The sequence below is a fragment of the Thermus sp. genome, from assembly GCF_040290245.1.
Classification (GTDB): Bacteria; Deinococcota; Deinococci; order Deinococcales; family Thermaceae; genus Thermus_A.
The window spans coordinates 26,439-36,595 of the sequence record NZ_PSMQ01000008.1; the positions used below are offsets into that span (position 1 = coordinate 26,439).

Annotated in this window: 14 protein-coding genes; 6 read left to right on the forward strand and 8 right to left on the reverse strand. The window is 66.9% G+C overall.

What is annotated here, in order from left to right:
* The first annotated feature begins 20 nt into the window (after positions 1-20).
* Positions 21-488, forward strand: a complete 468-nt coding sequence (locus C4301_RS02205; RefSeq protein ID WP_352413486.1) for a hypothetical protein — start codon at positions 21-23, stop codon at positions 486-488.
* Here C4301_RS02205 and C4301_RS02210 read toward each other — a convergent pair.
* Both C4301_RS02210 and C4301_RS02215 read right to left on the reverse strand, forming a co-directional pair.
* Positions 414-617 (reverse strand): hypothetical protein, encoded by a 204-nt coding sequence (locus C4301_RS02210; RefSeq protein ID WP_352413506.1) that lies wholly within the window; start codon positions 615-617, stop codon positions 414-416. The genes C4301_RS02205 and C4301_RS02210 overlap by 75 nt on opposite strands.
* Before the next feature lie 11 nt (positions 618-628).
* A complete protein-coding gene (locus C4301_RS02215) occupies positions 629-1,243 on the reverse strand; it encodes a hypothetical protein (RefSeq protein WP_352413487.1) in 615 nt (204 codons plus the stop codon).
* Positions 1,244-1,264: 21 nt separating this feature from the next.
* On the opposite strand from C4301_RS02215, the gene C4301_RS02220 reads away from it, so the two are divergent.
* From C4301_RS02220 to C4301_RS02235, 4 genes are read left to right on the forward strand one after another with little or no spacing between them, the layout of a single operon-like run.
* On the forward strand, positions 1,265-1,987 hold the full coding sequence (locus C4301_RS02220) for a metallophosphoesterase family protein (RefSeq protein WP_352413488.1): 723 nt from the start codon (positions 1,265-1,267) through the stop codon (positions 1,985-1,987).
* Complete coding sequence (locus C4301_RS02225; RefSeq protein ID WP_503012378.1) at positions 1,954-2,763, forward strand: DNA polymerase III delta subunit-related protein; 810 nt, start codon at positions 1,954-1,956, stop codon at positions 2,761-2,763. The genes C4301_RS02220 and C4301_RS02225 overlap by 34 nt, the downstream gene beginning before the upstream one ends.
* The gene (locus tag C4301_RS02230; protein WP_352413490.1) at positions 2,760-3,542 is read left to right on the forward strand and encodes a PSP1 domain-containing protein; all 783 of its coding nucleotides are present in this window, start codon (positions 2,760-2,762) and stop codon (positions 3,540-3,542) included. The genes C4301_RS02225 and C4301_RS02230 overlap by 4 nt, the downstream gene beginning before the upstream one ends.
* Before the next feature lie 10 nt (positions 3,543-3,552).
* Positions 3,553-3,810, forward strand: coding sequence for a hypothetical protein (locus tag C4301_RS02235; RefSeq protein ID WP_352413491.1), 258 nt, complete (start codon positions 3,553-3,555; stop codon positions 3,808-3,810).
* A gap of 26 nt (positions 3,811-3,836) precedes the next feature.
* Here C4301_RS02235 and C4301_RS02240 read toward each other — a convergent pair whose 3' ends face one another.
* The 6 genes from C4301_RS02240 to C4301_RS02265 are packed head-to-tail and all read right to left on the reverse strand — an operon-like array spanning position 3,837 to position 9,535.
* Positions 3,837-4,730 (reverse strand): ABC transporter permease, encoded by an 894-nt coding sequence (locus C4301_RS02240; protein ID WP_352413492.1) that lies wholly within the window; start codon positions 4,728-4,730, stop codon positions 3,837-3,839.
* Positions 4,730-6,568: an ABC transporter permease gene (locus C4301_RS02245; RefSeq protein WP_352413493.1), complete on the reverse strand. Its 1,839-nt coding sequence runs from the start codon at positions 6,566-6,568 to the stop codon at positions 4,730-4,732. The genes C4301_RS02240 and C4301_RS02245 overlap by 1 nt, the downstream gene beginning before the upstream one ends.
* Positions 6,569-6,585: 17 nt before the next feature.
* Positions 6,586-7,953, reverse strand: a complete 1,368-nt coding sequence (glmU, locus tag C4301_RS02250) for a bifunctional UDP-N-acetylglucosamine diphosphorylase/glucosamine-1-phosphate N-acetyltransferase GlmU (RefSeq protein ID WP_352413494.1) — start codon at positions 7,951-7,953, stop codon at positions 6,586-6,588.
* A gap of 2 nt (positions 7,954-7,955) precedes the next feature.
* A complete protein-coding gene (gene lgt, locus C4301_RS02255; RefSeq protein ID WP_352413507.1) occupies positions 7,956-8,801 on the reverse strand; it encodes a prolipoprotein diacylglyceryl transferase in 846 nt (281 codons plus the stop codon).
* Positions 8,798-9,043, reverse strand: a complete 246-nt coding sequence (locus C4301_RS02260) for a glutaredoxin family protein (protein ID WP_352413495.1) — start codon at positions 9,041-9,043, stop codon at positions 8,798-8,800. The genes lgt and C4301_RS02260 overlap by 4 nt, the downstream gene beginning before the upstream one ends.
* Before the next feature lie 15 nt (positions 9,044-9,058).
* A complete protein-coding gene (locus tag C4301_RS02265; protein WP_352413496.1) occupies positions 9,059-9,535 on the reverse strand; it encodes a DUF456 domain-containing protein in 477 nt (158 codons plus the stop codon).
* Between the two features lie 108 nt (positions 9,536-9,643).
* Between C4301_RS02265 and C4301_RS02270 the strand changes: the two genes are divergently transcribed.
* On the forward strand, positions 9,644-10,157 hold a 514-nt coding region (locus tag C4301_RS02270; RefSeq protein ID WP_352413497.1), incomplete at its 3' end, for a toprim domain-containing protein.

Consider the following 10,157-nt stretch of genomic DNA (forward strand, 5'->3'; position numbering starts at 1 on the left):
AGCTGGCCTAAAATGGGCCTATGGATGCGGAAGTGGCCTTAAGGCGGGTGCGGCACGCCCGGTTTTTGCGCCTGGCCACCCTCCACGCGGGGCCTTTGGGCCTGGCGCTTTTGGGCCGGCCGGAGCTTGCCCCCTTATACGCGGAGGCTTACGCCTTCTGCCCTGGGGCGGCGGGCCTGGCCTGTGAGGGCGTGGGCGGGGTTCCCCGGGCTTGTCTGGTGCACCGACTAGAGCACTTGGCCAGAAGCGCCCTCCGCGGGGGAAAGAGGAGGCGGGCGCAGGAAAGGGCCTACGTGGAGGGCCTTCTCACCTGCCTGAGCGTTTTAAAGGGAAGCTTCCCCGAGGCCTTGCGACCCGCCTTGGAACTCACGGAAAAGGCCCTCCGGGAGGACCTGGCCTACCTGGACGGGCGCCTACCCCAAGAGGTGGTGCATCCTCCCCAGAAGGAGGATAAACCCCACCGTGGCCGCGGAAAGGATGATGAGTAAAAGCATAAAGGCGATGAAGCGGAGGTCGAAGGTCTCCCCCTCCGTGGTCACGGTGCGGGGGTTGAGGATGAGGTAGAAAAGAAGGGTCACCAAAGCCGCACCCAAGGCAAAAAGGGCAATATAGACCACGCGCACCTCCCTTAGCCCAGGCCGAGGACGGCCTTCAGGCTTAAGGGCAAGTCTACCACGCCTAGGCCGTAGGTGGGAACCCCCTGCGCCCACCCCACCCCGCCCAGGTAGGGCCCCTCCTTTTGAGGGAAGTCCAGGGGCAAAGGCCAGGCCTCCCAGGGGGGGTAAAGCCTTCTTTCCCGGTAGAGGAGGCCCGTGGGGGCCTGGACGCGGAAGTCCAGGGGCGAGGCCTCGTCCATCAGGCCGGTCCAGCCCTTCTCCGTCTCCTTCCCCCCCGGGAAAAAGACGCCCAGCCCCTCCCCCTCCTGGAGGAGGTAGAGCCGGTCCGGCCGGTGGCGGGAAAGCGCATGGGCCAAGGGGGCCCCTGCGGGGCCGGAAAGCCTTGGGCCCTCCAAGGTGGTGCTTTTCGGGGAGACGTCCAGGCCTAAAATCACCCGCCCCCGAAAAAAGAGGCCGTTCAGGGCCTTCAAGGCGGGGATAGCCTCCTCGTAGGGAACCCAGAGGAGGTGGGTCCTTCCCCCCATCCCCCCTTCAAAATAGGCCAGGAGGGTTCCGAACTCGTCCACATAGGCCCGGACATACCCTGAGAGGGCCTCGAGATCGGCCAGAAGCACCCCTGCCTGCATGGAAGCCACTATACTATGGGCGTGCGCCACCTGGTCCTCGCGGACATCCACGGGAACCGCTTCGCCCTGGAAAGGGCTCTGGAGGTGGCCCCGGCCTTCGACCGGGTCCTCTTCCTGGGGGATGCGGTGGGGTACTACCCGGATGGGGACCGGGTCTTGGACCTATTGATGGAGCTCGAGGCCGTTCCGGTCCTGGGCAACCACGACGCCTGGCTTTTGGCCCTGGAGGCTTTAGAGGTGGAGGGGCCGGTGCTGGAGATCCTGGCCTGGCAGAAGGCCCGCCTCAAGCCCAGACACCTGGACTACCTCCAAAGCTGGCCCTGGACGCAGGAGGTGGGGGGGGCGCTTCTGGTCCACGGAAGCCCCCAGGACCCCTTCCTCTACCTCGAGGGCACGGAGGAGGCGCGGGAGGCCTTTTCGGCCACGGACCACCCCCTGGTCTTCCACGGCCACACCCATAAGACGGGGGCGTTTTTACTCCTCGAGGGCCCCCGGCCCTGGATCCGCCACCAGCGCTTTCCCCAGGGGGGAAGCCTGGTTCTTCCCCCCGGGGTGCGGGCTTTGGTCAACCCGGGGAGCGTGGGCCAGCCCCGGGACGGGGTCCCGGGGGCGGCCTTCGCCCTTTGGGAGGAGGACGGGGTGGAGTTCTTCCGGGTGGAGGTGGACCTCTCCCCCTTGGAGGCGCGGCTGAAGGAGGTGGGGTTTCCCCTGTGGCTTCTAAAGAGGCTGAGACACGGGCAGTAGTCGGGCACGAGGAGGTCTTGGCCCTCTTAAAGCGCCTCTCGGCCCAGACCCTCCTCTTCACCGGCCCCGAGGGGGTGGGCCGGCGGAGGGTGGCCCGGTGGCTTGCGGGGGAGGGGGAGTATCGGGAGGTCCTCCCGGAACCCCCCGGCGGCCCTCTCGGTGTTCCCTTCGGGAAGCAACTCGGTGTTCCCTTCGGAAAGCAACGGCCCGAGATCCGCTTAGAACAGGTGGAGGAGGTGCTGGACTGGCTGGCCACGGCCCCTGGGAAGGGGTTCAAGCTGGTCGCGATAGACGGGGCCCACCTCCTCACCGAGGCCGCGGCCAACGCCCTTCTGAAGCTTTTAGAGGAGCCCCCCTCCTACGCCCGGTTGGTCCTCATCGCCCCAAGCCGGGAGGTGGTCCTCCCCACCCTGGCCTCCCGGGCCTTGGAGATCCCCTTCCGGCCCGTGCCCGAGGCCGTCCTTTCCCGCTTCACCCAGGACCCCCTCCTCCTCGCCTACGCCCAAGGCGCCCCGGGCAGGCTTTTTAAGGCCCTGGAGGACCCCTCCCGCATTCACGGCCTCTACGAACTGGCCCAGAAGGTCAAGGCGCCAGGGGCCTTCACCCGGTTCCAGGCCCTAAAGGCCCTTTTCCAGGAGGCGGGTAGGGAGGCCGTCTTCTTCCTCTGGCTGGCCCTCGGCCCCCAGCCTGCCTTGGCCAAGGCCCTGGAGGCCCTGGAGGGGTATGTCCACCCGGACCTGGTCCTGGCCTGGCTGGCCCTTAAACTAAACTTATGACCGTCGGCGTCCGCTTATCCGGCACCCACTCCCCCGTCCTCCTCTACGCCCGCTTCTTTGGGGATCCCCCGGCCTTGCAAAGCCATGTGGTGGTCAGGCGGGCGGGCCGGCTCCACCTGGGCCAGGTCCGCACCCCCCCCACGGACCGGAAGCCCCAGGGGGAGATCCTCCGCCTGGCCCGGAAGGAGGACCTGGACCAGGCCCTCCGCCTTAAGGAGAAGGCCGAGGAGGCCCTTTTCTTCCTCAAGGCCCTCTTCCGGGAGAAGAACCTCCCCAAGCCCCTTTTTTGCGAGTACGACCTCGAGGGGAAGGTCCTTTTCATCCACCTGGCCCGGAAGGAGGGGGAGAAGCCCCCCTTCCAAACGATCCTGAAGGAGATCCGGGCCCACCTGAACCTTAAGGTGGAGCTCATCCCCCAAGGCCCCCGGGAGGCCGCGGGGCTGCTCGGAACCCTGGGGGCCTGCGGGATGGAGTCGTGTTGCTCCACCTGGCTCCAGGGCTTCGCCCCCGTCTCCATCCGCATGGCCCGGGACCAGGGCCTGCCCCTTTCCCCCGAGAAGATCTCCGGCCCCTGCGGAAGGCTTCTTTGCTGCCTGGCCTATGAGCACCCGGTCTACGAGGAGCTCCTTCGGGAGCTTCCCCGGAAAAACGCCCGGGTCTGCACCAAGGCGGGGGTCTGCGGCAAGGTGGTCAAGCACCACCCCTTGGCCCAGGCAGTGGACCTGAAGACCCCGGAGGGGAAGGTGGTGACCGTCCATAAGGCCGAGCTCGAGGAGTGAGGCGCACGCCATGACCCAGGCCGAGGCCTTCCTCCCCCGGGTGCGCCGCCTGGCCCTCAACCGCCAGGCCACCGAGGCCCAGGTCTTCCTGGAAGAGGGTTTCCTTTACCTGCGCCAGGACGGTTTTGCCTGCTTCGCCCAGGGCGTGGAGGCGGAGGGGGTGGAAGGCTTCTCCCTCGGCCGAACGGGCGTGGTGATCCGCTTCAAGGATGGGAGCGCCCTTCGCCTCACCTACCGCTTGGGCCGGCTCAGGCCCCGTCTTTGTTGAGGTCTAGAAAAGAGGCCGCGGGATCCTCACTTCTCGTAGGGCCTCCCCACCGCCCCTGGGGGCCGGCTTTTGCCCATGAAGCCCGCCAGAACCAGGATGGTGATTCCGTAGGGCAAGGCCTGGACGAGGACGGCGGGGAAGACCTCCGTCCCCTGGAGCTGGATGGCCAAAGCGCTGGCGAAGCCGAACAAAAGGGTGGAGAAGAGGATGCCCACGGGGTGCCACTGGCCAAAGATCATGGCCGCCAGGGCGATGAACCCCATCCCGGCGGACATGCCGCGGACGAACTGGTTCAAAAACCCGATGGAGAGGTAGGCCCCGGCCAGACCCGCGAAGACTCCGGAAAGCACCACCGCCCCGTACCGCATCCGGTAGACGTTGACCCCCAGGGTGTCCGCGGCCAATGGATGCTCCCCCACCGCGCGAAGCCGCAGGCCCCAGGGGGTCTTGAAAAGGGCCCACCAGGTGAAGGGGACGAGGAGGAAGGCCAGGTAGACCAGGATGGAGAGGTCGAAGAACTGGGGCAGGCGGCTTTGCACCTCCTTGGAGCTCGTGGCGTTGCCGTAGAGGGCCGAAAGCACCAGGCTTGGAACCCCCAAGGCGAGGAGGTTAAGGGCGATGCCGCTTACGATCTGGTCCGCCCGGTACCGGATGGAGGCCACCGCATGAATAAAGGCCGTGAGCCCTCCCGCCACCATCCCCGCCCAAACCCCCGCCCAGGGGAGCCAGGGGGAGGGGCCCAAAAGGGCCTCGAGGCGCTCCACCGTGACCGCGGCGGCCAAGGCCCCGAAAAGGAGGATGCCCTCGAGGGCGATGTTCACCACCCCGCTCCTTTCCGCGAACATCCCGCCCAGGGCGGTGAGGAGGAGGGGGGTGGTCTGCCGAAGGGTGGAGAGCAGAAGGGCCAGGGCCAGCTCCATCACCCACCCCCCTTCTCACCCTGGGAGCCGGACCGCTCCGCCTGGAGCTCCACCTCCGCGGCCCTTAAGGGATCGGTGAAGTAGCGGGGCAAAAACCCTCCGGTGGCGATAAAAAGGACGATCAGGGCCTGCAAAACCGCCACCAGCTCCCGGCTGATGCCGAGCTGAAGGTTGAGCTGCAGACCGCCGGTGAGCAGGACTCCGAAGAGGAAGGCGGAGAGGAGGACCCCCAGAGGGGTGTTCTGGCCCATCAGGGCCACGGCGATCCCGTCAAACCCCACCGAGTAGGGCAAGGACTGCTTTAGGCGGTACTCGTCAATCCCGCCCCCGAGGACGTAGTGGGTGGCGGCGAGGCCGGCCAGGGCCCCGGCCAAAGCCATGGCCCACCCCATCTTCCGCCCCAGGGCCACCCCCCCGTACTCCGCCGCTTTGGGGGCGAGGCCCATGGCGCGAAGCTCGTAGCCGGAGGCGGTCTTGAAGACCAGGAGGTGGACCCAGAAGGCCGAGGCCAAGGCGAGGAGGAAGGCCCCGTTGAGCCGGACCGAGGTGAGGCTCGGGGAAAGCGCCACCGGGGGCCCCGGGAAGACCCCCCCTAGAAGGTAGCCCAGGGCGAAGCCGAAGGCCGCCCCTAAGGCCCGGTGCCCCGGGGTCTTGCGGAAAAGCCCATACCCGGAAAGGGCGAAGAGGAAGGCCAAAGGCAAGGCAAAGGAGAGATGCCCCCCAGGGGCCACCAGGTCGGTCCAGTGGGGCAGGCGGGCCTCGGGCCGGATCTCGTAGCTGCGGGCCTCATAGCCCGGGTACTTGAAGGGAAGGTAGAGGGTCTGGCCGAAGAACTTGTACTCGTTCGCGGAGATGAGGAAGAGGAAGAGGCTCGAGGCCACATAGTTCAGCATGATGGTGTTGATGACCTCGTGGGCGCCGAACCGGGCCTTGAGCCAGCCGGGAAGACCCCCCCAAAGCGCCCCAGCCAAGGCGGCCGAAAGAAGGGCCAGGGGCAGGACGAGCCACCTAGGCCCAGGGAGGTAGACCCCCACCAGCATGGCGGCGATGCCCCCCAGGATGAGCTGGCCCGGGGCCCCGATGTTGAAAAGGCCCGCCCGGAAGGCCAGGGCCACGGAAAGCCCGGTAAAGACCAGGGGGGTGGCCAGGAGGAGGGCCTGGAGGAAGCCCGAAAGGTCCACCAGGGGGCTATAGAGGAGCTGGAAGGTGTAGGTGACGAGGTCCAGCTTGAGCATGACCGCCTGGCGGAGGCCCTCCCCCTGGCCGAGCCCCGGCCTTAGGAAGGCCACCACCCCCCCTCCCACCAGGCTGGAAAGCCCCAGGGCGGCCAGGGGCACCACCGCCCCCCGGCGCCGGACCAGGGCGGCCAGCCCCCCGGGAAGGAGGAGGCGGTAAAGGAGAAGGAGGAAAACCGACTCCAAAAGCCAGGCGTAGGCCCCAAGGCCCAGGGCGAACCGCTTTAGGGGGAGGCGGTGGGGGGGGAGGCCTTGGGCCAGGGCCTCGGCGTTGACCGAGTGGACGCTCCCATAGAAGAGAAAGGCGGTGAGGGCAAACAAGAGGAGGCCCAAGGCCGAAAGGACGAGGAGGAAACGGGGGGTCTTAAGGAAGGCGGCCCCGAGGATGAGAAGGACCCAGGCCAAAAAGGCATAGCCCAAAGCGAGCCAGTCCGCCCGGTAGGCCTCGGGGAGGCTTCCCGGGGGGATCAGGCTTCCAAAGGGATTTAGGAGGGCCCCCTCTCCCCCGAAGACCCGGTTGGGCACGGCCCAGGGGGCCAGGTACCCCAGGGCAAGGGTCAGGAGGGCGGAGGCGAGGAGGGCGTAGCGGTGTGCGGCGGACACGGGCCTATTCTAAGGGGTCAGGCGGTCTCGTCCTTCCGGCTGCGGTAGCCCAGGATGTTCCGCTGCCGGGCCCGGGCGATGCCCAAGGCCTCTTCCGGGACCTCGTGGGTGATCACGCTCCCCGCCCCCACGATGGCCCGCCTGCCGATGCGCACCGGGGCCACTAAGACGGAGTTGGAACCGATGAAGGCCTCCTCGCCGACCTCCGTCTTGTGCTTCTGCTTCCCGTCGTAGTTGGCGGTGATGACCCCGGCCCCGATGTTGGCCCCCCGGCCCACCTCCGCATCCCCCAGGTAGGCCAGGTGGCCCGCCTTGACCCCGGGGTGTAAGACGGCGTTTTTCACCTCCACGAAGTTTCCCACGTGCGCCCCTTCCTTCAAAACCGCCCCCGGCCTTAGCCGGGCAAAGGGGCCGGCGTCGGAACCGGCCTCGAGATGGGCCCCCTGGGCCACGGTGTGGGGAAGGACGCGGGCGCCCGGCTCCAGGACCGTGTCCTCGAGGACGGCGTAGGCCCCCACCTCGCACCCCTCCCCGATCCGGGTCTGGCCCCGGAGGACCACGCCCGGCCAGAGGGTCACATCGGGGGCGAGCTCCACCGTGGGCTCGAGGTAGATCGTCTCGGGAAGGATCATCCGCACCCCGGCCTCCATCCAGCCCCGCCTGAGCCTTTCCAGGAGGATTTCCTCCACCTGGGCGAGCTGGGCCCGGGTGTTCACCCCTAGGGCCTCCTTTGGGTCCTCGAGGCGGATGGCCACCACCTTCCGCCCCGCCTTTCGGTAAAGGGCAATGAGGTCGGGCAGGTAATACTCCCCGCTTTGGTTGTCGTTTTTGACCTCCTTTAGCAGGCGGAAGACCTCCTGGTCGAAGGCGTAGGCCCCCGCGTTCACCTCCCGGATCCTCCGCACCTCCTCCGAGGCCTCCTTCTCCTCCACATTGGCCAAGACCTCCTCCCCTTGGCGGAGGATGCGGCCGTAGCCCGTGGGGTCGGGGAGTTCCATGGTCAGAAGGGCCATCCCTGCCCCCGCCTTTAGGGCCTCCAGGAGCCGGAGGAGGGTCCTCGGGCGCAAGAGGGGTGTATCCCCCTGAAGGACGAGGATCGGCCCAGAAAACCCCTGCAAAAAGGGCTCGGCCATGGAGAGGGCGTGGGCGGTGCCCAGCTGGGCCTCCTGGTGGGCCACCTCCACCGGGTAGCCCAAAAGCGCCTTTTCCACCTCCTCCCGGCCGTGGCCCAAAACCACCACCCCCTTCTCGGGCCGGGTGGCCAAAGCCGCCTCCAGGCTATAAAGAAGCATGGGCCGGCCCAGAAGGGGGTGCAGAACCTTGGGCAGGCGGGACTTCATGCGGGTGCCAAGCCCCGCGGCCAGAATGACCACGGCATGCGCCATACCTACCTCCTCCGTGCTTTCGCGGGAAACACCGCCAAGCGGCGAAGCATGACCCAGGCCAGCAGGATCAGCGGAACTGAGAAGATCTGCGTTGCGGTAAAAAGCCCGATGCCCAGCCGCTCGTTCACGTAGACGGGAAGCCACAAGGGGTTGAGCCGGAAGGGCTCCTCGAGGACCGAGCGGAGAAGGCTATACCAAAGGACGAACTGCCAGAAGGCATACCCGGGAAAAGGCCGCTTCTTTAGCCAGTAAAGGGCCAGGAAGAAGAGGATCACCCCCACCAGGGCCCCGTAGACCTGGGTCAGGTGGACCGGCCCCCGCACCAGGGCCTCACACCGGTAGACCTCGCTGATGTCCGAGATCCCCAAGCAGACCCCCGGAAACCCCCGGGCCCACTCCGGCCAGGTGAAGCCGATGGGCAAGGTGGTGAGCCGGCCCACCGTGTCCGAGCCGTTCATCAGGTTGCCGATGCGGCCGGCCACAATCCCCAGGGCCACCCCCGGGGTGGCCGCGTCCAGATAGGGGTAAAGGGGGAGTCCGTACCGCCGGTGGTAGTAGTAGAAGACCAGGGCCCCAAAGAGGACGGCCCCGTGGAAGGAAAGCCCCCCTTGCCAGATGTAAAGCGCGGAGACCGGATTTGGAGCAAACTCCTTCCAGGAGGTGAGGACGTAGAAAAGCCGCGCCCCAACGACGCCGAAGACCACTGCCCAGAAGGCCGCGGCCTCAAACCGCTCCGCGTCCAGCCCCCAGGCCTTGATCCGCCTTTTCGCCAGCTCAAAGGCGACGAAGATGGCCAAGGTGAGGAGAAACCCGTACCAGCGGATGGTCAGGGGGCCGATCTGGATCAGGATTGGGTCCATTCTCCCTCCCGAAGGCGCCGGGCCAGCTCCGAAAGCGCCTTTTCGTCAAACCCCCCCTCCAGAAGCACCCGGCCTTGCCATAAGAGGACGGGGACACGCAAGGCGTAAGGGAAAAGCCCCGGGTCCTTGTCCACCTCCCTGCGGAGATAAGGGAGGCCCAGGCTCCAAAGGGCCCGCTCGGCCTTTTCGCAAAGCCCGCACCCCTCTTTGGTCACAAAGATCAGCGCCATCCCTCCCAAAATACCCTAGAAGATGCTCCTCAGGACCAGAAGCCCCATGGCCAGGTGCAAAACCACCTTGCCCAAAATCCCCCCGGCCATGCCCACAAAGGTGCCCCAGGCGGCCCTCAGGGCTTCCTCTAGCCTCCTCCCCGAGAGGTATTCGAAGAGGAAGGCGAGAAGGAAGGGCAAGACCAAAACGCCCACCACCCCGAGGAAGAGGCCGAGGACCCCGCCCAGAAACGCCCCCCAGAGCCCCGCCCGGCCCGCCCCGTACCGCCTCGCCCCCCAGAGCTGGGCCAGGTTGTCCAGGAAGAAGGCGAAAAGGCCCAGGCCCCCAAGCCCCAGCCAGACCCCTAGAGGAATCTCCCTGAACCCCACCAAAAGCTCGTGCAAAAAGGCGGCCAGAAGGAGGATCAGCGTGGCCGGCACGAAGGGAATGAAGGTGAGAAGAACCGCGGCGAGCCAGAGGAAGACGAAAAGCCAGTCGGCAAAAGCCTCCACAGGAGGCACTTTAGGGGAAGCCCGGATGAGAAGGGCAAGTGGGCCGGACACCCCGGGCCGGGTCCCCACGCTTGACAAACCCCCGGGTTACCCCCTTAGATGGGGGCGATGCCGACCCCTTCCGAGCGGCGCAAGACCAAAGGGGCGAAGCCCGGCTCAGGGCGTCCGCCTGATGGTGTTTCCTTCGGAAAGCACGGCGGCGCCTCTGTCCGAAGCGCTGCTTCGCGGAGCGAACACCGAGCTGCTTCGCGGAGCGAACACCGAGTTGCTTCGCGGAGCGAACACCGAGTTGCTTCGCGGAGCGAACACCGAGTTGCTTCGCGGAGCGAACACCGAGAAGACCCAAGGGCCAGGGGAACCTTGGTGGTGGTGGAGTCCCCCGCCAAGGCGAAAAGCCTGTCCAAGATGCTCGGGGATGGGTTTGAGGTCCGGGCCAGCAAGGGGCACGTGGCCGACCTGCCCGAGCACACCCTCGGGGTGGATGTGGAAAACGACTTCGCCCCCACCTACGAGGTGAAAAAGGAGAAGAAGGAGGTAGTCAAGGAGCTGAAAAAGGCCGCCCAAGGCCGCCAGGTCCTGATCGCCACCGACCCCGACCGGGAGGGGGAGGCCATCGGCTGGG

Bases quoted from the DNA above. Each gene is read 5' to 3' on its own strand.
- C4301_RS02205 (WP_352413486.1), top strand. From the start codon at position 21: ATGGATGCGGAAGTGGCCTTAAGGCGGGTGCGGCACGCCCGGTTTTTG.
- C4301_RS02215 (WP_352413487.1), bottom strand. From the start codon at position 1,243: ATGCAGGCAGGGGTGCTTCTGGCCGATCTCGAGGCCCTCTCAGGGTAT.
- C4301_RS02230 (WP_352413490.1), top strand. From the start codon at position 2,760: ATGACCGTCGGCGTCCGCTTATCCGGCACCCACTCCCCCGTCCTCCTC.
- C4301_RS02235 (WP_352413491.1), top strand. From the start codon at position 3,553: ATGACCCAGGCCGAGGCCTTCCTCCCCCGGGTGCGCCGCCTGGCCCTC.
- C4301_RS02240 (WP_352413492.1), bottom strand. From the start codon at position 4,730: ATGGAGCTGGCCCTGGCCCTTCTGCTCTCCACCCTTCGGCAGACCACC.
- glmU (WP_352413494.1), bottom strand. From the start codon at position 7,953: ATGGCGCATGCCGTGGTCATTCTGGCCGCGGGGCTTGGCACCCGCATG.
- C4301_RS02260 (WP_352413495.1), bottom strand. From the start codon at position 9,043: ATGGCGCTGATCTTTGTGACCAAAGAGGGGTGCGGGCTTTGCGAAAAG.